This is a genomic window from Polynucleobacter finlandensis, assembly GCF_018881755.1.
In the GTDB taxonomy this organism is placed as follows: Bacteria; Pseudomonadota; Gammaproteobacteria; order Burkholderiales; family Burkholderiaceae; genus Polynucleobacter; species Polynucleobacter finlandensis.
In genome coordinates this window covers 79,806-98,709 of sequence record NZ_JACVPS010000005.1, presented here as the reverse complement: position 1 = coordinate 98,709, position 18,904 = coordinate 79,806, and the positions used below count along the sequence as shown (strand labels likewise).

At 46.2% G+C, this 18,904-nt stretch carries 21 protein-coding genes; 7 read left to right on the top strand and 14 right to left on the bottom strand.

Going from position 1 to position 18,904, the window contains the following annotated elements; translation table 11 throughout:
- The first annotated feature begins 25 nt into the window (after positions 1 to 25).
- The 3 genes from ICN49_RS05060 to ICN49_RS05050 are packed head-to-tail and all read left to right on the top strand — an operon-like array spanning position 26 to position 2,313.
- Entirely contained in the window at positions 26 to 1,450 is a 1,425-nt protein-coding gene (locus ICN49_RS05060) for a UbiD family decarboxylase (protein ID WP_216166406.1), read from the top strand.
- Positions 1,451 to 1,459: 9 nt separating this feature from the next.
- Entirely contained in the window at positions 1,460 to 2,038 is a 579-nt protein-coding gene (locus ICN49_RS05055; protein ID WP_216166514.1) for a UbiX family flavin prenyltransferase, read from the top strand.
- Positions 2,035 to 2,313 (top strand): DUF4936 family protein, encoded by a 279-nt coding sequence (locus tag ICN49_RS05050; RefSeq protein WP_216166404.1) that lies wholly within the window; start codon positions 2,035 to 2,037, stop codon positions 2,311 to 2,313. The genes ICN49_RS05055 and ICN49_RS05050 overlap by 4 nt, the downstream gene beginning before the upstream one ends.
- A 52-nt stretch (positions 2,314 to 2,365) precedes the next feature.
- Here ICN49_RS05050 and ICN49_RS05045 read toward each other — a convergent pair whose 3' ends face one another.
- Positions 2,366 to 2,899 carry a phasin family protein gene (locus ICN49_RS05045; protein ID WP_216166402.1) on the bottom strand — a complete coding sequence of 178 codons (534 nt, stop codon included), beginning with the start codon at positions 2,897 to 2,899 and terminating at the stop codon, positions 2,366 to 2,368.
- 124 nt (positions 2,900 to 3,023) lie between these two features.
- On the opposite strand from ICN49_RS05045, the gene ICN49_RS05040 reads away from it, so the two are divergent.
- Positions 3,024 to 3,911 carry a DMT family transporter gene (locus tag ICN49_RS05040; RefSeq protein ID WP_216166400.1) on the top strand — a complete coding sequence of 296 codons (888 nt, stop codon included), beginning with the start codon at positions 3,024 to 3,026 and terminating at the stop codon, positions 3,909 to 3,911.
- A gap of 77 nt (positions 3,912 to 3,988) precedes the next feature.
- Positions 3,989 to 5,026 (top strand): serine hydrolase, encoded by a 1,038-nt coding sequence (locus ICN49_RS05035; protein ID WP_255535408.1) that lies wholly within the window; start codon positions 3,989 to 3,991, stop codon positions 5,024 to 5,026.
- 28 nt (positions 5,027 to 5,054) lie between these two features.
- On the opposite strand, the gene ICN49_RS05030 is transcribed toward ICN49_RS05035, so the two are convergent.
- The 13 genes from ICN49_RS05030 to ICN49_RS04970 form a co-directional block, all read right to left on the bottom strand.
- On the bottom strand, positions 5,055 to 5,882 hold the full coding sequence (locus tag ICN49_RS05030; protein ID WP_216166398.1) for an IclR family transcriptional regulator: 828 nt from the start codon (positions 5,880 to 5,882) through the stop codon (positions 5,055 to 5,057).
- An 85-nt stretch (positions 5,883 to 5,967) separates the two neighbouring features.
- Complete coding sequence (locus ICN49_RS05025) at positions 5,968 to 6,999, bottom strand: quinone-dependent dihydroorotate dehydrogenase (protein WP_216166397.1); 1,032 nt, start codon at positions 6,997 to 6,999, stop codon at positions 5,968 to 5,970.
- Between the two features lie 9 nt (positions 7,000 to 7,008).
- Positions 7,009 to 7,755, bottom strand: coding sequence for an arginyltransferase (locus ICN49_RS05020; protein ID WP_216166395.1), 747 nt, complete (start codon positions 7,753 to 7,755; stop codon positions 7,009 to 7,011).
- A complete protein-coding gene (gene aat / locus ICN49_RS05015) occupies positions 7,752 to 8,489 on the bottom strand; it encodes a leucyl/phenylalanyl-tRNA--protein transferase (protein WP_216166393.1) in 738 nt (245 codons plus the stop codon). Before aat ends, ICN49_RS05020 begins: the two co-directional genes overlap by 4 nt.
- A gap of 12 nt (positions 8,490 to 8,501) precedes the next feature.
- Entirely contained in the window at positions 8,502 to 9,062 is a 561-nt protein-coding gene (locus tag ICN49_RS05010) for an NUDIX hydrolase (RefSeq protein ID WP_216166391.1), read from the bottom strand.
- A gap of 9 nt (positions 9,063 to 9,071) precedes the next feature.
- Entirely contained in the window at positions 9,072 to 10,892 is a 1,821-nt protein-coding gene (locus tag ICN49_RS05005) for a chorismate-binding protein (RefSeq protein WP_216166389.1), read from the bottom strand.
- Positions 10,893 to 10,923: 31 nt separating this feature from the next.
- Complete coding sequence (locus ICN49_RS05000) at positions 10,924 to 11,484, bottom strand: peptidylprolyl isomerase (protein ID WP_216166387.1); 561 nt, start codon at positions 11,482 to 11,484, stop codon at positions 10,924 to 10,926.
- Between the two features lie 21 nt (positions 11,485 to 11,505).
- Positions 11,506 to 12,129: a 2-hydroxychromene-2-carboxylate isomerase gene (locus tag ICN49_RS04995; protein WP_216166385.1), complete on the bottom strand. Its 624-nt coding sequence runs from the start codon at positions 12,127 to 12,129 to the stop codon at positions 11,506 to 11,508.
- Positions 12,126 to 13,439 carry a replication-associated recombination protein A gene (locus tag ICN49_RS04990; RefSeq protein WP_216166383.1) on the bottom strand — a complete coding sequence of 438 codons (1,314 nt, stop codon included), beginning with the start codon at positions 13,437 to 13,439 and terminating at the stop codon, positions 12,126 to 12,128. The genes ICN49_RS04995 and ICN49_RS04990 overlap by 4 nt, the downstream gene beginning before the upstream one ends.
- A gap of 12 nt (positions 13,440 to 13,451) precedes the next feature.
- The gene (locus ICN49_RS04985; RefSeq protein WP_369411504.1) at positions 13,452 to 13,931 is read right to left on the bottom strand and encodes a DUF3429 domain-containing protein; all 480 of its coding nucleotides are present in this window, start codon (positions 13,929 to 13,931) and stop codon (positions 13,452 to 13,454) included.
- A gap of 32 nt (positions 13,932 to 13,963) precedes the next feature.
- On the bottom strand, positions 13,964 to 14,818 hold the full coding sequence (locus ICN49_RS04980; protein WP_216166381.1) for a 3-hydroxybutyryl-CoA dehydrogenase: 855 nt from the start codon (positions 14,816 to 14,818) through the stop codon (positions 13,964 to 13,966).
- Between the two features lies 1 nt (position 14,819).
- On the bottom strand, positions 14,820 to 15,548 hold the full coding sequence (locus ICN49_RS04975; RefSeq protein ID WP_216166379.1) for a glutathione binding-like protein: 729 nt from the start codon (positions 15,546 to 15,548) through the stop codon (positions 14,820 to 14,822).
- An 18-nt stretch (positions 15,549 to 15,566) separates the two neighbouring features.
- Positions 15,567 to 16,769: a pyridoxal phosphate-dependent aminotransferase gene (locus tag ICN49_RS04970; protein ID WP_216166370.1), complete on the bottom strand. Its 1,203-nt coding sequence runs from the start codon at positions 16,767 to 16,769 to the stop codon at positions 15,567 to 15,569.
- Between the two features lie 67 nt (positions 16,770 to 16,836).
- Between ICN49_RS04970 and yaaA the strand changes: the two genes are divergently transcribed.
- On the top strand, positions 16,837 to 17,613 hold the full coding sequence (gene yaaA / locus ICN49_RS04965; protein WP_216166368.1) for a peroxide stress protein YaaA: 777 nt from the start codon (positions 16,837 to 16,839) through the stop codon (positions 17,611 to 17,613).
- Positions 17,614 to 17,615: 2 nt separating this feature from the next.
- Positions 17,616 to 18,827, top strand: coding sequence for a DUF2863 family protein (locus ICN49_RS04960; protein WP_216166366.1), 1,212 nt, complete (start codon positions 17,616 to 17,618; stop codon positions 18,825 to 18,827).
- The last annotated feature ends 77 nt before the right edge of the window (positions 18,828 to 18,904 follow it).

Here is an 18,904-nt window from a genome sequence, read left to right as displayed (position 1 = left end):
TAGTTAACTCTAAAGGCGGTCTTTGATGAAAAAGTTCTCCCAACTTCGCCCATGGTTAGCGCATTTAGCTTCCACCAATCGTTTAGTCGCCACAAAAAAGAATATATTTCTTAAGCATGAATTAGCGGCAATTGCTAAAAAACTTGACGGAAAAAGTGGAGTTTTTTTTCCAGATCCGGGCGGCCATTCCATTCCAGTGGTTTCGGGCTTTATGTCTTCACGTTCTTGGATTGCTGAGGCTATGGGCGTCGAAGAGGGTGCATTACTTCATTCATTTCGGTTGGCTGCTGATAATCCACTGCCTTGCAAGCTAGTTGACGATGCCCCCTGTCAAGAAGTTGTGCATAGAGACTTTGATATTCGAACTTTATTGCCCGTCCCCACCCATAGCGAGCATGATAGCGGCCCTTATATTACTGCCGGTTTAGTGATAGCAAGAAATCCTAAGACTGGAATTCAAAACGTATCGATCAATCGGATCCAAGTAAATTCAAAAGACCGAATGGCTGTATTGATTTTGCCTAGACACCTCCATGCATTTCAACAGGCTGCAGAAGAGTTAAATCAGTCTTTGCCTGTGGCAGTAGTTATCGGTGTAGATCCTCTTACTCTGCTTGCATCACAGGCGATAGCGCCAATTGATTCGGATGAACTTGAAATTGCCGGCGCTTTGCATGGAGAGCCTTTGGAGGTTATTTCGTGCTTAACTAATGATGTCAGGGTTCCTGCAAACTCTGAAATTGTGATTGAGGGTCATATTCCGCCAAACGTTCGAGAGCTAGAAGGGCCATTTGGGGAGTATCCAAAATACTATAGTTCTCAGGAGAAAAGGCAGGTTATTGTAGTGGATGCAGTTACGCACAGAAAAAATCCCATCTTCCATACAATCGTTCCAGCAGAATTAGAGCATTTACTGCTTGGTTCCATCCCTAGGGAAGCGACTATTTTGTCTTATCTCCGTAGAAGTTTTCCTGGCGTCTTAGATGTGCACCTCTCCTTGGGTGGCGTTGGTCGTTACCATCTCTATGTTCAAATTAAGAAGACACATGAGGGTCTCCCCAAAAATGTGATTGCTGGCGCATTCAGTTCACACTATGATGTGAAGCATGTTGTGGTGGTCGATGAGGATGTTGATGTTCATGTTCCATCTCAAGTTGAATGGGCAATCGCCACTCGTTTTCAAGCTAAGCGTGGATTGGTTGTCATTCATGATGCGCAAGGATCTGTATTAGATCCCTCAACCACCGTTGGTCTACCTATAGATGTGGACGGGGTCATACCATCTCACTACCAAGGCATGAGCTCAAAGCTTGGATTCGATGCAACCAAGCCCTTGGTTTATGAGGGTCATGTCTTCACAAAAGTGAAGATACCTGGCGAGGATGAGGTTGATTTAGAAGCGGTTCTTGATAATCAATTCCCTATATCTTCGTATTTAAAATCAAATTAATTTAGGATCATTTTGAAAAAACGCTTAATTGTTGCCATTACTGGAGCATCTGGAACAATCTACGGCATACGCATACTAGAGGCATTAAAAAATCTAGGTATTGAATCTCATCTTGTGATGAGTGATTCGGCAAAGTTGACGATGTCTGCAGAAACAGATTACAAGCCATCTCAAATTGAAGAGTTGGCTGATGTAGTGCATTCTGCAAAAAATGTTGGGGCTTCTATAGCTTCGGGATCATTTAAGAGTATGGGAATGGTTATTGCTCCATGCTCGATTCGAACTTTGTCAGAGATTGCCAGCGGGGTTACAAGTAGCTTGGTTTCTAGGGCCGCAGATGTAGTTTTGAAAGAGCGTCGTCGTTTGGTATTGCTGGTAAGAGAGACGCCGCTGCATGCAGGCCATTTACGCTCCATGATTCAGGTTACAGAGTGCGGTGCTATTGTGATGCCGCCCGTCCCAGCTTTTTATGCTAAGCCACAATCACTCAATGATATGGTGAATCATACGGTTGGAAGATGTTTAGATCTTTTTGATTTGGACAGTAAATTAGTCGCTCGCTGGAGCGGTATGGAAGGTGGCAAATGACCTTATATGTGTATTTTAAGTTTATTGTTGCCGAGTATCCAAGAGCGCTGGAAATCATTAGGGCTATGCAAGATAAGTTATTGGGTGAGTATGCAGGTTTGAGATGTAATTTATTGAAAAGGCCCAATGCTGACGATGAGGGTAGGGAGACTTGGATGGAAACATACGAACTTATCACATCAGAGCAAGTTGGATTTCTTAACCGTCTTTCAGAATTGGCGCTTGAGTTGAAGTTGCCTCAGCCTAGGCGGAATGAGATATTTATCTCTCTCTAATGAAAAAGCCTCGATTGTTCGAGGCTTTTTCATCTATAACCTCTAAACCAGATTACTTTTTCTTAGTAGCCTTCATGACTGTGTCGGTGGCATTCGTCAGGTTGCTTTGCGCAACTTCAACAGCATGCTTCACAGCTTTTTGGCTAGTTTCAAATACGTTGCTTGCTGAGGCAATGGCTTGCTTCATTGCTTGAACAGCAGCATCAGAGCCAACTGGGGCATTCTTAGTCCAGTCTTCAACCAATGCGTTAATTTTCCTCTGACCCGCTTGAAATTCTTTTTCTGCTGACTTCGTAAAGCTCGCTTGCGTTTCATGGGCCAACTCGTAGAGATGACGGCTATACGCCATGATCTTCTCTGCCATAGGCTGAACAGTTTCAGCTTGATGGGCGAGAAGCTGCTGAATATCTTTTATTTCCAAAGCTTTTTTTGCATTGTTCATGCTGTCACCAAGACTTTGCTTGGCGATGTGCATATTGAGCTCTATTAATTTTTCAATACTTTGGAGCGCTTGATTTGTGAGTCCGCTCAAGGTTTCTAGATTTGCTTTTTGTGCTGCTGCAATCTGTTCTGGTGTTAAGTTCATTTCCATCCCTTTCAATTGGACTCACTTGTTTCCCACTATGAGGCTTTGCTTTTTGAATATCCACTTTAAAACAGCCTAAAATAAGATCTTATATAAAAAATCTAATATATTCAATAAGTTGCTTATGAAATTTAAACTCGAAACCTTCATTGGTCCAATATTTGTCCTCATTTGGAGCACTGGTTTCGTGATTGCACGAATGGCGATGCCTTATGTGGAGCCAGCCACCTTCCTTTTTTGGCGTTTTGCAGGGGTTTTGATGGCCATGGCAGCGCTTAGCCTTGTATGGAGAATTACCTGGCCAAGTCGGTCACAGATGCGCCATATTGCGGTTGCTGGCCTCTTATTGCAGTTTGGTTATTTGCTCGGAGTTTGGTTTGCCGTTCGGTTGGGGATGACTGCAGGGTTGGTTGCCATCATCGTGGGTCTTCAACCGATCGTTACCGCTTGGTTTGCCGCATGGGTTTCAGAAAAAGTCTCTCCAAAACAATGGATAGGATTGGGCTTTGGTTTTGCTGGTGTGGCATTGGTCGTTTTAGAGAAGATTAGCTTTAACCATATCCCAGTTTTAAGCTACGTCTTGGCGTTTGCTGCATTGCTATCCATTACCTTTGGAACGCTATATCAGAAGAAGTACTGCCCAGTGTTTGACCTACGTGCAGGCTCATCCATTCAGTTTGGGGTGTCAGCCGTTCTCTGTTTTGCTTGTATGTATTTCTTTGAATCCGGTGTGATGGTGTGGAATGCTTCAGTGATTGGGGCATTGCTTTGGGCGATTTTTCCTTTATCCGTTGGATCGATCAGTTTGCTGTTCATGATGATTCGCAAAGGTGCCGCTACCAAGGTGACAAGTCTGCTGTATCTCACGCCACCAACCACTGCGCTGATGGCTTGGCTTTTGTTCGATGAGCCATTTAATCTGATGATGGCTGCTGGCCTAGCTTTGACGATGACTGGCGTAGTGCTGGTCAACGCTCGTCAATCGAATACCGTGGCAACAATTGCCGAATAGTGGTCACTAAGGGGTTGAATTCGTCAAAGTGGGGCGAATAATTCCGACTTAACGCGCGAAAGTATTTATCATTCCGTATGTCGAAAGTTTTGGAAGGTTGTTTGGGGATGCATTTGAATCGATTTTGGCTCTTTATCTTCACTTGTCTGTGGATGACAAGTACTGCTATTTATGCTCAACCAGCATCTAAAGACAAGGCAACTAAGCCTGTAAAAGCGACTACTAAGGTAGTTGTTAAGGCGCCTAAAAAACCGAAAACTGTTCGCATCACCGTAACCCGCCCAGAAACTCCCGTGGTTGAAGCTAGACCCTCATTTGCTACTGCCTTAGGTTTGCGTGGCCAGCATGATGAATTGAGTTTGAAATCTAGCGTTGCCATTGTGATGAATCAAGATACCAAAGAAGTCTATTTTGAGAAAAATCCTTCAGTTAGCTTGCCCATTGCATCCATCACTAAGTTGATGACAGCGATGGTGGTATTGGATTCTAAATTACCGCTTGATGAGACTTTGATCATTAACGCGGATGACGTGCATATCTACAGAACATCTCGCCTTGCTGGTGGCACTGAACTCACTCGCGAAGAGGCCTTGCATCTGGCTTTAATGTCCTCTGAAAACCGTGCTGCGTATACCTTGGGAAGAAATTACCCTGGTGGCATTTCAGCATTTGTAGAGGCGATGAATCACAAGGCCAAAGAGCTCAATATGGACCACTCACACTTTGCAGACCCCACCGGGCTGATGAGTGAAAACGTCGCCAGTGCTGAGGATCTAACGCGCATGCTTGGCGCCGCCTATCAGTACAAAACCATTCGTGAGTTTTCAACCTGGCCAGACTTAACTATGGTGATTGGTAAGCGCCCACAAAAATTCTTAAACACCAATCGTTTGGTGCGATCAGGTGATATGAATATCGGTTTGCAAAAAACCGGCTTTATCAATGCTGCCGGTAAATGTTTGGTGATGCAGGCAAGAGTCAACAACACACCATTGTTGCTGGTGTTCTTGGATTCTGTTGGCACGCAATCACGCTTTGCAGATGCGGTCAGAGTGCGTGATTGGTATGAGCGCATGCCTTCAGGTGAACCTCGGCCAATACGTCGATTGATGTAAAACACATTCCGATGCCCAGCATTGGCATTTAGTCTTTAGTGCTGCCGGGTTCGCTCGATTTGGGTTTAAAGCCCATGCCTTTAGAAATTTGCACGGCGGTATCTTGTAGTGCGCGTAACCAGTCCGCATGAATGCGATCGGTTGGCGCGCTCAGCGAGAGACCTGCGACCAATTTTCCGGTGTCATCCAAAATGCCAGCAGCCAGACAACTCACACCAAGTTCCAACTCTTCATTGTCTTTAGCATTGCCTAATTGTCGAACTTGATTGAGTTCAACTTCTAGCTTAGATAAATCGGTGATGCTATTTCTGGTGTGCCCAGATAAACCTGTACGGGTTACATAAGCACGAACTTGGCTAGCATCGTCACTGGCTAAAAAGAGTTTACCAACCGAGGTGAGATGCAAGGGTGCACGTCCACCAATTGCTCTCACTACCTGCATGCCCGAACGCTCGCTATAAGCACGATCAACATACACAATCTCATCGCCTTGGCGAACAGAAAGATTGACGGTTTCACCTGTCAGTTTATGCAGTGCCCGCATTGGTGCTTGAGCTGCTTCGCGAACGGAGAGTCTGGCTTTGACCAAGTTACCCAGTTCTAGTAGGCGTAAGCCCAGTCGATAAGTCCCGCCATCGCCACGCTCCACCATGCGGCAGGCAACCATATCATTCAAAATTCGGTGGGCTGTGGAGGGGTGTAGACCTGTTTGCTCGGCCAATACCTTCAGACTGGCAGATTCTTCATGTTCAGCAAGGGCATCTAGCAAATTCATCATGCGCTCAACTACCTGAATAGCTGTTTTGCCAGCTTCTCCAGGTACTTTTTGAGCTCTTTGGACTTTGCTTGTATTCATAACTGCAATTGTAGCGATTCTGCCGAGGATTGCATATTATGAAATCCCATTTTGGGGCATGAAGCCCTAGTAAGCCTAAAGGGCTTTATTTGCGCAGGGCGCTAACACACTCAGAAACGAGGTCTGGACCTCTGTAGATCAGACCGCTATAGATCTGTACCAAGCTAGCCCCAGCAGAAACCTTCTCTTGTGCGTCTTGTCCAGAGAGGATCCCGCCAACACCAATAATCGGTAAATCATTGCCAAGACGCGCTTTTAAAGTCTTAATCACCTCGGTCGAGGCGGCTCTGACGGGGGCGCCAGATAATCCACCCGCCTCGTTGCCGTGTTCTAAGTTAGCGACTGCAGTGCGAGAGACCGTGGTGTTAGTAGCAATGATGGCATCAAGACCAAACTCCAACAGGAGGTCAGCAATTAAATTGATATCTGCTACGTCCAGATCTGGAGCAATTTTTAAGAAGAGGGGCTTGCGCACACCAAAACGATCACTCAGTTCTTCCCTTGCAACATCAAGACTGCCCAGTAATGAGCGGAGCATTTCTTCGCCCTGCAAGGCGCGGAGATTCTGGGTATTTGGTGATGAAATGTTCACGGTAATGTAAGAGGCGATTTCATATACAGCTTTCATCGCCAAGACATAGTCACTTGCAGCATCTTCAATAGGGGTGCTGGCATTCTTACCAATGTTCAAGCCTACTACCCCAGCATTTTGCCAATAGCGAGAGCGGCGAACCCGTGCGACGCAAGCATCCACACCATCATTATTAAAGCCCATACGATTGATGAGCGCTTGTGCCTCGGGCAGGCGGAACATTCTGGGTTTGGGATTGCCTGGTTGCGGCCTAGGTGTCACGGTACCAATTTCCAGAAAACCAAAACCCAGTGCACCTAGGGCATCAATATGTTTGCCATCTTTATCTAGTCCAGCAGCAAGACCAATGGGATTGGGAAAAGTAATGCCGCAGATCGTACGAGGATCTGGTGCTGGTTGCGTAACAAAGCGTTCAAGTAGGCCCCAGCGATAGGCGCGATCCATATTGCTTAATGTCAGGTTATGCGCACGCTCTGGGTCTAGACAAAAAAGCCAAGGGCGCAAAAAGGAATAACTGTCGATCATGGGTAGATATTATGGCTCAGCGATGACTTGCCAGTGATCATTGATCAATCCTTCGATGGGTTGATACTTGGATTTGTAAGACATCTTTTCACTATCTTCAATGTAGTAGCCAAGATAGACATAGGGCAGCTTGAGGTCTATGGCTTGCTGTATCTGCCAAAGAATGCTGTAGCTGCCGTAACTTGCCCCACTGGTTTCGGTATCGAAGAAGGTGTAAACCGAGGAAATACCTTGTTCCAGGATGTCGATCATGCTGACCATCCGAAGTCGGCCCGGATGCTGATCATTGGCGCCATCTCTAAATTCCACAATTCTGGAGTTCACGCGACTTTGCAATAAAAACTGCATGTACTGATCTTGATCTTCTTGATCCATCTCGCCACCAGAATGCCGACTATTTTGATAGCGCTGATAGAGTTGGTAATGCTCTTCCTGATAGCCGAGCTTTAAAACGTGCGCCTCTAGGTTGCTGTGTTTTTTGAATGCGCGACGTTGGCTACGAGTGGGATTAAATTGATTGACCAAGACTCTGGTGGCAATGCAAGCTCGGCATTCATCACAATATGGGCGATAGGTATACAAGCCACTACGACGAAATCCTGCATTGACGAGTTCGCCGTAAATATCAGCATGAATTAAGTGTGAGGGCGTAGCAACTTGGGAGCGCGCTGTTTTACCTGGTAAATAACTACAAGGGTAGGGTGCAGTGGCATAAAACTGCAATGCGGTGAGAGGGAGTTCTTTGAGTTGCGTCATAGCCAATGATTCAGAATATCTTTTCCAAAATCCCAAGTTATGTCTATATTAGTTTGATTTAATGAAATCTGCATTTGGCGCAAAAATGCTTCCCTGGAAATCGGTGCAGCCCCCAGAGAACTCAGGTGTTGGGTCTCTTGTTGACAATCGATCATCGCTACTTGATGCTGCTGGCACCACGCACACAGAGCAGCCAATGCTAGCTTAGAGGCATCGGTTTGGCGGCTAAACATCGATTCACCAAACACCATCCCACCAAAGGAAACGCAGTACAGACCGCCGATGAGTTGGTTTTGCTCTATTACTGCAATGCTATGTGCATGACCTTGTTCATGCAGCTGTGTATAAGCCTCCATGATTTCATGGGTGATCCATGTGCCATCTTGTTCTTTGCGTTTACTGGTAGCGCAAGCCCGCACCACAGCCCCAAAGTCGCTATCCACCACAATCTGTGAATGCGAATCGTTGCAAAAATGGCGTATGGATTTTTTTAAAGAGTCACTGCACTTAAAGTTCTGCGGCATTAAAACCATCCTTGGGTCTGGTGACCACCACAGTACAGGTTGATTATCTGAGTACCAAGGAAAAATACCCAATTGATAAGCTGCTGATAATTGTCCGGGATAAATTTTTTCACTCACGGCGATTAAGCCCGGGACGCTAGGGTCTGGATCTTCTTCATAAAAGGGGTTGGGGAAGGCGTCATCTAAACCTAGCCAACGTATTTGAGCCATAGCCTTAGAAACTTAAATCTTCTCGCCGCGCAAGACATCGCGACTACGCACATTGAGCTCGATTGAACCCTCAAATAGACCGGCAGCACGATCTGCAAAAAACCATTCCAGCGTTTGTTTCACCGTCGGAAAGGCAATCTCAGCCCAAGGGATATCTTTTTCATCAAAGAGTGCTACCTCGAGACTTTCTTCACCAGCCAAAAAATGGGGAGTTGACATGGCGGCGAGATAAAAAAGGTGAACTTGTTCAGCATGCGGCACATTCAGTAGTGAATACAAAGGCCCAATCTCTACGAGAGCGCCAGCTTCTTCAAGGGTTTCTCTCACAGCGCCAGCGCTAGTGCTTTCACCAAGCTCCATAAATCCGGCTGGGAGCGTCCAATAGCCAAGTCTAGGCTCAATGGCGCGACGACAGAGTAATACTTGATTTCCGTAAACGGGGATGCTGCCGACGACGTTGCGAGGATTTTGATAATGAATACTGCCGCAAGCGTCACACACATGACGTTCACGAGTATCGTCAGCTGGAACTCGGATCGTAATGGGTGCTGCGCAATTGGAGCAGAACTTCATGAATACTTTCTAAAAATAAGCTGAGATAGGACCACGCAAAGCATTACTTAGCATAATCTCTTTTGCATTTATTACATCATCAATAGTCAGGTTGGCTTCACGGATATTCCATTGAGGATTAGCAAGCATGCTGGCACGCATCACTCCTGGCAGAACGCCCGCAGATAAGGGTGGCGTTAGCCATTCGTCAGAATTATCAAGCTTGATAAAAATGCTAGATCTGCCACCTTCCGTTACGAAGCCCTGCTCATTGGTGAAGAGCGCGTCAAAGCCACCCTTAGCCACTGCCGCCTGCCAAGCATCGTCATACATCTTCCTGTGAGTACTTTTATGGCGTAAGAGCGCATTGCCGGGATGCAAAATGGCATCTGCTGGATTTTCTAAGAGATCCTTCGCCCAAAAGATTTTGACTTTAGCTGGTAGGGGGTGAAGCAATCCCAATGTGCAAGATAATTTTCCGCTGACTTCGAGATCAAGCCGTAAGCGACATGCTTCATCCGAGTCGACTGTCATGCAAGTTGCAGCAATCAGCTCCTTAGCGTCAGATTCCTGAAAGGGAATTCCGAGCGATGCGGCGGAGCTGCTAAGGCGATTTAGATGTGAGTCGAGCAACTGAGGCGCGCCATTTTTAATGAGAATGGTTTCAAATAAACCAACGCCGCTGGGTAGATCAGTTAAGAATGAAGATTTGATATGACATTCCTGCCATTCTTGCTTGGGTATCGAATCAATCGTAATGCCTGCGCCAACGCCAAGAGAGAGGGTGGATGTGAGTGTATCGGGATCTTGTTGGATTTCAATAGTCCGAATAGGAACACTCAAGGCAAAATCACCATTGGGATCAAGCCAACCTAATGCTCCACAGTAATAGCCGCGATCTTCTGGCTCTAAATCCTGAATAATTTGCATGCTGCGTTTCTTAGGCGCACCCGTTACTGAGCCACAAGGAAAGACGGCCTGCAAAATATCGGACAAGCTGGTTTCTGGCTTCAGTTCGGCCTGAACGGTTGAGGTCATTTGCAAAACATCGCCATGTCTGGCAACTTCAAAGAGTTTTGGAGTGTTGACTGATCCAGGAATGGCGAGACGACCTAGATCATTGCGTAGCAAATCGACAATCATTAAGTTTTCTGCGCGATTTTTTGGGTCATCCGATAGCTGATTCGCTGAACTATCTAAAGCACTGGCAGTACCTTTCATTGGCATCGCTGTAATCAGATTGCCTTGGCGTTGAATAAACAGTTCAGGTGATTGCGAAAGAATAAATTGCGGGTTGTTTTCAATCAGCGCGCCAAAGCGACCGGGCTGACGTTTGCGTAGCAGAGAATACAGAGCCAGTGGTGAACCATAGGATTTTCCCTGGATGCGATAGGTGTGATTGATCTGATAGGTATCGCCGCAACGGATATATTCTTGAATACGCTCAATGTCAGTAGCAAAGCGTTCTTCAGTAAGAGATTCATGAACATCCGATACGCCAGCAATACGATCTGCTGGATCGAGTGCCACTAAGCGACTTGTGATCAGATCATCCACTTGCTCTTTTGAAAGCGCTTGATAAGTGTTAAAAGACCATGCCTGAATGAGGGGGTGTTTTGAAGCTCTCGATGGTAAGTGGTGAATGAGATTCCCAAGTTCGTATGCAAAGGCTGCTACTACAAACTCTCCACGACTCAAGGAGCTAGAGATTTCTGTGAGGCAATGATTAATATCTTGCCAAGACTGTTCGTCAGTATTGCTTGGGTAAATGCACCAAGAGTGAGACGCATCTTCATAAAGGCGACTCGAGGGTTTGCTTGAGCTACTTTGCGAATCATCTAGCAAAATCATTGCTAACCCTCGGTTACCTAGAGTTGATTCATTATTTGAGAATAGTCGCCGACTCGATGATGACAGTTTTACTTGGTACATCAGACATGCGACCCGCGACTATGGTCGGTACTTTGCGAATGGCATCAATAGTTTGTGAGCCAGAAATCACCTTACCGAATACTGTGTAGCCATTGCCCATTGCGTTCGGGTAATCAAGGCCTTGATTATCTTTTACGTTAATAAAAAATTGGGCTGTTGCAGAGTCAGGATCAGAGGTGCGAGCCATGGCAATGGTATAGATCTGGTTCTTCAAACCATTTTGAGCTTCTGAAGCCACCGGTGCATTGGTTGGCTTTTGATTCATATCCGGAGTAAAGCCCCCACCTTGAATCATGAATCCATCAATGACGCGATGAAAAATAGTGCCGTTATAAAAACCGCTTTTGACATAGTTCAGAAAATTAGCGCTTGTCTTAGGTGCTTTTTCAGAATCAAGCTCAACGACAAAGTTACCCATATTGGTCTTGAATTCCACTTTAGGGCCAGCTAAAGCCAGGGCGCTCAGGGAGCAGCCAATAGTGAGCAACAGGGCTGCGATTATTTTATTCATGGTTGTCCTAATAGTGGGTGGTTAAAAGCCGTTGGGCATGTGTTTAGCATTTTGATAGGCTAATTCATCAAACATCTTTGGGTGCTTCAGAAAATCTAAAGTCCAATCTATTGTATCGACACCCCAGAAGCATTGCCCGTTGACAACCAAACTCGGAACGCCAAAGGCGCCGTCACTCTGAGCCTGATTGGTATTAAGGATGAGTTTTTCTTTAACCTCTAGAGATGAAGGGATTGCGGTATCTGCTGATACGCCTAAATAGAGACAAAATTCTGACCAGGCCAAATTGGGATCTTTGCCTTCAACCCAAACAAATGTAAAGGCGCGCTCAACTGTTTTCCAATCGGCATTAATCTGCACTAGTAAGCGTTGTGCAGCAACAGTTGAAAATGGATGGTGTGCAGGAAACTTGAATGGCAACGCTAATTTACTAGCCAGCCAAATGCAGTATTGATAGGTGTGAGGCCTTTTGGCAGCGATTTCGCCTGGCCCATGATTATTCGTGGAGCGTAATAGTCCGCCCAACAGAATGGGAACTGGCACGATATCTAAATATTGATCTAAACGTTGGCGTTGCATGACGTAAAAGTAAGAAAAAGGAGAGATGATGTCGTAATAAAAGACGGCTTTTAGTTTGGAACTCATTTCTTCTTGGCCTCTAGATCTAGTTTTCTTAAGAAAGCCATCTTCTCTGCGATCTGGGTTTCTAGTCCACGCTCAACCGGCTGATACCAATGTGGCTCACTCATACCTTCAGGCAGGTAGCTTTCTCCGGCCGCATAGCCATGCGCTTCATCATGGGCATAGCGATATTCTTTTCCATGCCCCATCTCTTTCATCAGCTTAGTCGGTGCATTGCGCAAATGATTGGGAACAGGCTTGCTTTGATCATTTGCAACATATGCGCGGGCGGCATTGAAGGCCATATAACTGGCATTGCTCTTCGATGCGACCGCTAAATAGATTACCGCCTGCCCAAGTGCTAGCTCACCCTCTGGGGAGCCTAGTCGCTCATAGGTTTGAGCTGCATCATTTGCCAATTGAATCGCTCTGGGATCGGCCAGGCCAATATCTTCCCAAGCCATGCGAATAATGCGTCGGGCTAAATAACGTGGGTCAGCACCGCCATCGAGCATTCTGCAAAACCAATACAGGGCTGCATCGGCATTGGAGCCCCGCACGGATTTATGAAGCGCAGAAATCTGATCGTAAAACTGATCACCGCCTTTATCAAAACGTCTTGCATGAACCGTTAACGCATTGTCAATGAATGCCTGATCAATCTTGGTGATTGAGGCGCCTATACCGGAAAGCGCATTGCTTATTTGTTCAACCAAGTTCAACAGGCGACGAGCATCACCATCCGCATTGGTAATAAGGCTATCGATTGCAGCAGCATCAAACTCAATCGTGGGCATGGCATGCTGATGTGCTCTGTCAAAGAGCTGCCGTAATTCTGTAGAACTCAGAGACTTCAGTACGTATACCTGTGCGCGTGATAGCAGGGCTGAGTTAACTTCAAATGAAGGGTTTTCAGTAGTAGCACCGATAAAGGTAAAGAGACCAGATTCCACATGCGGTAGCAAAGCATCTTGTTGGCTCTTATTGAAGCGGTGGATCTCATCCACGAACAAAATTGTTTGGCGGCCATATTGCGCCATGTTTTGCTGGGCTTGCTCAATCGATTCACGAATCTCTTTCACGCCAGCCAAGACCGCTGAGATGGCAATGAAATCACGATCAAAAGCTTTGGCGGACAAACGGGCTAGCGTTGTTTTGCCAACGCCTGGAGGCCCCCACAAAATCATAGAGTGGGGCTGGCCTGAACCAAAGGCTAAGTTGAGTGGTTTGCCAGATGCCAATAAATGGGTCTGACCAATCACTTCTTCAATCGTTTTTGGACGCAAAGCCTCCGCTAGAGGTGGCGGTGGTGTGCTATCAAACAGACTGGACATTACCGAGCTGAATTACGCCTGTATAAAGAGAATAACGATGGCCGCCCAAATCAAGCAAGTCACAGCAACGGTGGTCAGATGCTTGCGCATGGCCATAAACGCCTGTCGTGCTTCATCGCTCTCAAAATAGTACGAGTAGGTGTTTTGATCGATATTGCGTTGGATGACTAAGGTCGCTGCAAGAATTAGTAAACCCACAGGGATATAAATATGCAAGGCAACCCAAGAAACCAGCGCTGGAATAACACCCCAGATCCATGCATTTCGATCTACCCAACGATCGCCACTCAAAGGTTTGCCTAGAGTGTGTAAATTTGCCCCCCAATGGATTGCACCCATAAATGATGTGATGATGGCGCCATAGCCAGCCAAAGACTCTGCGCTCAGATAGTTCACAGGAGTTGGCGCCAGCTGGACCATGAGGGCTAATGCGACAAATGGAATTAGTCCGGCATAGGCTAATTTACGTATGAGTGGTGATAAAGGGTTCACAAAAAGTTTCTAGGTAAGGGTTAGTTGAAGGATTATTTATTGTAGGTATAAACGCCGCGACCAGTCTTGCGGCCTAAGTATCCGGCGGCAACCATTTCACGAAGTAGCGGACAAGGGCGATATTTAGAATCGCTGAAGTTTTCGAAATACACTTCCATTACTGCTAGGCATGTATCTAGGCCAATTAAATCTGCCAGTGCTAGGGGACCGATTGGTTGATTGCAGCCCAACTTCATGCCTGCATCGATATCCTCAGGACTAGCTAAGCCTTCATATAAAACAAAGAATGCCTCATTAATCATTGGCAGCAGAATACGGTTAACGACAAACCCTGGGGAGTTCTTAACGGTAATAGGTTCCTTGCCAACGCGTTTGGCCATTTCAATAATGGCAGCATGAGTGGCATCACTGGTTTGCAAACCGCGTATCACTTCAACCAAAGCCATCAAGGGAGGTGGGTTGAAGAAATGCATACCAATAAAACGTGCAGGATTTGAATCGAGTGCTGCAAGCTTGGTAATCGAAAGTGATGAGGTGTTTGTGGCAATGATTGTGTCTTTATCAACAATCTCATCGACCTGCTTCAAAATCTTTTCTTTAATAGCTTGGTTTTCTGTCGCAGCTTCAATCACTAAGCCCAGGCCTTTGAAGTCGGCATAAGAGGTGCTGCCTTTAATCTTTTTGAGCGCCGCTTCTTTGGCTTCAGGCGTTAAGGTTTCTTTTTTGACGAGGCGATCGAGACTTTTGCTAATTTGCGATAAGCCGCGCTCAACCGCTGCATCGTTAATATCGACCATCACGACATTTAGACCAGCAACTGCACATACTTGTGCAATGCCATTACCCATAGTTCCTGCGCCAATTACGCCAACAGACTGAATGCTCACGTTATTTCCTTTTTTGATACTGGGTTGAACCAAATAATTGCTCTCTTGCTTTATCGTCATGCAAGGGCTTGCGTAATGCAGTTAATACTTCAACGCCACGCTTGACAGCAGGGCGCTCTCCAACTTTTTCAAACCAACGCTTAAAGTGCGGATATTCATTGATATCGATTCCTTGATTTTTCCAATTTCTGGTCCAGGGAAAGATCGCCATATCCGCTATGGAATATTCTTTTCCTGCCACATAAGCATTATCTTTTAATTGAGTATCCAGCACTCCATACAAACGCTTTGCTTCATTGGTGTAACGGTTGACTGCGTATTCGATTTTCTCAGGGGCGTAGAGCCTGAAATGGTGGTTTTGCCCAAGCATGGGGCCCAATCCCCCCATTTGGAACATGAGCCACTGAAGGACTTCATATTTTGCCCGGGTTGTTTTGGGAAGAAACTTCCCAGTTTTACCTGCCAAATAGAGCAAGATGGCGCCAGACTCAAAGACGCTGATGGGTTTGCCATCTGGACCCTTTGGATCGACTATCGCTGGAATCTTGTTATTGGGGCTGATCTCTAGAAACTCGGTTTTGAACTGGTCTCCAGCGCCAATATCCACCGGATGCGCAATCCAGTCGCGACCAAGTTTATAACCACATTCTTCCAACATGATGTGTACTTTGTGGCCATTGGGTGTTGGCCAGCTATATACATCGATTACATCTTTTTTGATCTTATTCATGGCCATCAGATTGTCTTTCTAAAGTTTCTCTAAACGCTGTAATGCATCAGTGAGGGTTTGCTCTTTTTTAGCAAAGCAAAAACGAACCACACCAGATTCAACCGGCGTTTCATAAAAGGCGGAAACGGGAATGGCGGCAACTCCAATCTCAGTGGTGAGCCAAGTGCAAAAATCAGCCTCGTTCAATTTACTTTGTGGTGATGCAATCTTGCTGTAGTCAACGCATTGGAAATACGTACCAGGTGTGGGTAGCAATTTAAAGCCAGTTTTCTCTAAGCCTGCTTTAAAAAAATCGCGTTTAACTTGATAAAACTTGGGAAGATTAAGGTAGTGCTGTGGTTGCTCCAAATACTTGGCCAGTCCGTATTGCATTGGCGTATTGACTGTGAAGACATTGAACTGATGTACCTTACGAAACTCTTTCATAAGCTCTACTGGTGCAGCTACATAGCCAACTTTCCAACCGGTAACGTGATAAGTCTTGCCAAAGCTCGATATTAGGAAGCTCCTGTTGACAAGCTCTGGGTGCCTGGCAATGCTCTCGTGCAGTGCACCGTCGTACACCATGTGTTCGTACACTTCATCACTCAGAATCAAGGCATTGGTATGTTTGACTAGTGCTGCAAGCTTATCCAAATCAGACCGCTGCCAAACCATTCCCGTAGGATTGTGTGGTGTGTTGATCATGATCAGGCGGGTTTTGGAGTTGATTACTTTTTCTAACTGATCCCAGGGAATTTCATATGAGCTAACTTGATTCTGTTCATCACGAATAGCCTTCAATGAAACTGCAATCACTTTTCCGCCGGCCAAATCAATTGAGGGTCTATAAGAATCATAAGCAGGCTCAATGATGACCACTTCGTCACCAGGTGAGACGCAAGACATGACGGCAGTCAAAATGCCTTGAGTACCGCCCGCGGTAATAGTAATTTCTGAATCAGCATCATATTCATGCCCATACAAGCGCTGAATCTTGTCGCGTATGCCATTTCGCAATTCTGGAATGCCTATCATTGGCGGATATTGATTACGATCGTCCAGCATCGCTTGGTTTACTTGCGCAAGTAAATCTCGATCACATGAGAAATCAGGGAAACCTTGTCCTAAATTAATCGCCTTGTGCTTGGCCGCTAATGCTGACATCACTGTAAAAACAGTAGTACCTACCTTTGGTAGTCGACTTGGGAAAATAGGGCTCAGGGAGGACATTTGAGTCATTAATCGGGTTTAGGGCAATAAGCCTGAGGAATCGCTAGAATGGTGGGATACATTACTAAATTGTGCCATGCTGATCGTACTTTCTCCTGCTAAATCTCTCGACTACAAAACCCCTGTCAAGGTGAAGTCCACTACCTTGCCGGATTTCACCTCAGAATCAGCCAAATTAATTGCCGAGCTCAAGAAGTTGTCTCCTCAAGCGGTGGCAAAGCTGATGGGATTATCAGATCAGCTGGCTGCCTTGAATGTGGGCCGTTATCGCGACTGGTCCAAGAAATTCACAGAAGAGAATAGCAAGCCCGCCATATTTGCCTTCGATGGTGATGTGTATGACGGCTTTGATGTGAAGACCCTCAATCCCAAGGCTTTGGACTTTGCGCAGGACCATATGCGGATTTTGTCTGGTCTCTATGGCGCTCTACGGCCTTTAGATCTGATGCAAGCCTATCGCCTAGAGATGGGCACCAGCTTTAAAAATCCCAAAGGAAAAGATTTATATGCCTTTTGGGGAGATGCGGTAACTAAGTCTTTGCAAAAGATTTTAGATAAGCAAAAACGTGCCGTATTGCTCAATCTCGCTTCTGAGGAGTACTTCAAGGTTTTGCAGCCTAAGGATCTAGATTGCGAAGTGATTTCTCCGGTGTTTCATGATGCTAAGGATGGCAAGTACAAAATCATCTCTTTTTACGCAAAGCGTGCCCGTGGCTTGATGGCCCGCTATGTTGTCGAGAATCGCATTACTGATCCAGCGGACTTAAAAGGCTTTAATCTGGATGGGTATAAATATTTCGCAGCAGATTCAACACCCAGTAAACCCGTTTTTCGTCGTGCGGAGAAAAAATAGTTATGGCCGTTCATCGCACTAAGTCATCGCAGCGCAGCTCTCCTGAGGTTGAACGTTTAGTTGCCGATGCCATTTCACTCGCTGCCTCAGGCAGTCAGATTGAGGACCGTTTCTGGGAGGGGCGCTTAAACACGCGACTCATGCGCTTACTCAAAAGCCAAAATCAGAATGTGATCGATGCGGCACTAGATCAGACTTTTCGAATCAATACCGTTGCCTTTGAGGTGTTGGCAGATATTGCCGAAACCTTAGCTGAATCTTTAACGCTCGAAATTGAAGATCAACAGTGGGATGTGCTCTTGTTGGCGATGCCAATCGTTGCGCACACGCGCTATCAGATTCCGTCTGGCCCATTGCCGGTGAGTGTGATTGAATCAACTGCAGCAGCCTTGCAGGCCTCGATCGTGTCAACAGATACCCGCTTAGCCATTATTCCTTGGCTCTATAGTATTGATCAAATGCCTCATTCCCATTGTCAGACGCGTTTACTGACTGAATCTTTGGCCAACGCTGCTGTTAGCGGCGGGGAAGTGAAGCTAGAGTTGCGCGATATGTCTGAAACGATTGCAGTCTTGGCTGATCCCCGTTTCGTGATTGCCGTTGTGGCTGCGCCAAGTGGTACGCCACTATTTCGTTGGCAGGCAGAGCCCCCAACAAGACAAGAGCGTGGCGTGAGTTTGATTGGCTGGCAAACCGCAATGCAGGAGCCTATGGGCTCCTTGCTACCGGGCTGTGAATTTGAGCTTCTATTGCCTGAAGCGTATTTCACGAATTGTCGTCTGGCAGACAAGCATGTACGTCCATTGAGTATTCGTGCAGCCGTCAATTATCTAGAAACTACCTTGGGTATCTTGCCTGCTGGTCTATCTTGTGTGGTTGGTGCATTTGGCGAAGAGCAAGCGGATGAATATCGGATTTCTTTCAGTATGAAAGGTTCACCCGAAATTGTTTACGGTGTGATTTGGCCGTTATATGACCGGGAGAGCGTTGCTAACGATGCACTCAATGACGTATCGGACGATGAGAGCCCCATCAAAAGAATTTGCGATGCTTTACATGAGGCTGGTGTGGAAGATGTATTCCGACACGCTATGTTGTTTGATCCCGAGTTGTGTGATGACTGTGGCGCACCATTGTTTCCTGACCGCTCTGGCGAAGCAGTACACGCCGAGATGCCAGATGATGCGCCCACACAGCAACCGCTATTTCATTAATGCGATAACAACCCATTAGCGCCATCAGAAAATAAAAAAGCCGAGAAGTTCTCGGCTTTTCTACAAAGTAAGACTGT

Bases quoted from the DNA above. Each gene is read 5' to 3' on its own strand.
- ICN49_RS05060 (WP_216166406.1), top strand. From the start codon at position 26: ATGAAAAAGTTCTCCCAACTTCGCCCATGGTTAGCGCATTTAGCTTCC.
- ICN49_RS05030 (WP_216166398.1), bottom strand. From the start codon at position 5,882: ATGAATACAAGCAAAGTCCAAAGAGCTCAAAAAGTACCTGGAGAAGCT.
- ICN49_RS05000 (WP_216166387.1), bottom strand. From the start codon at position 11,484: ATGAATAAAATAATCGCAGCCCTGTTGCTCACTATTGGCTGCTCCCTG.
- ICN49_RS05025 (WP_216166397.1), bottom strand. From the start codon at position 6,999: ATGATCGACAGTTATTCCTTTTTGCGCCCTTGGCTTTTTTGTCTAGAC.
- ICN49_RS05050 (WP_216166404.1), top strand. From the start codon at position 2,035: ATGACCTTATATGTGTATTTTAAGTTTATTGTTGCCGAGTATCCAAGA.
- ICN49_RS05045 (WP_216166402.1), bottom strand. From the start codon at position 2,899: ATGAACTTAACACCAGAACAGATTGCAGCAGCACAAAAAGCAAATCTA.
- ICN49_RS04970 (WP_216166370.1), bottom strand. From the start codon at position 16,769: ATGACTCAAATGTCCTCCCTGAGCCCTATTTTCCCAAGTCGACTACCA.
- ICN49_RS05005 (WP_216166389.1), bottom strand. From the start codon at position 10,892: ATGATTTTGCTAGATGATTCGCAAAGTAGCTCAAGCAAACCCTCGAGT.
- ICN49_RS05035 (WP_255535408.1), top strand. From the start codon at position 3,989: ATGTCGAAAGTTTTGGAAGGTTGTTTGGGGATGCATTTGAATCGATTT.
- ICN49_RS04990 (WP_216166383.1), bottom strand. From the start codon at position 13,439: ATGTCCAGTCTGTTTGATAGCACACCACCGCCACCTCTAGCGGAGGCT.
- ICN49_RS05010 (WP_216166391.1), bottom strand. From the start codon at position 9,062: ATGAAGTTCTGCTCCAATTGCGCAGCACCCATTACGATCCGAGTTCCA.
- ICN49_RS05040 (WP_216166400.1), top strand. From the start codon at position 3,024: ATGAAATTTAAACTCGAAACCTTCATTGGTCCAATATTTGTCCTCATT.
- yaaA (WP_216166368.1), top strand. From the start codon at position 16,837: ATGCTGATCGTACTTTCTCCTGCTAAATCTCTCGACTACAAAACCCCT.
- ICN49_RS04975 (WP_216166379.1), bottom strand. From the start codon at position 15,548: ATGAATAAGATCAAAAAAGATGTAATCGATGTATATAGCTGGCCAACA.
- ICN49_RS05020 (WP_216166395.1), bottom strand. From the start codon at position 7,755: ATGACGCAACTCAAAGAACTCCCTCTCACCGCATTGCAGTTTTATGCC.
- ICN49_RS04995 (WP_216166385.1), bottom strand. From the start codon at position 12,129: ATGAGTTCCAAACTAAAAGCCGTCTTTTATTACGACATCATCTCTCCT.
- ICN49_RS04960 (WP_216166366.1), top strand. From the start codon at position 17,616: ATGGCCGTTCATCGCACTAAGTCATCGCAGCGCAGCTCTCCTGAGGTT.
- aat (WP_216166393.1), bottom strand. From the start codon at position 8,489: ATGGCTCAAATACGTTGGCTAGGTTTAGATGACGCCTTCCCCAACCCC.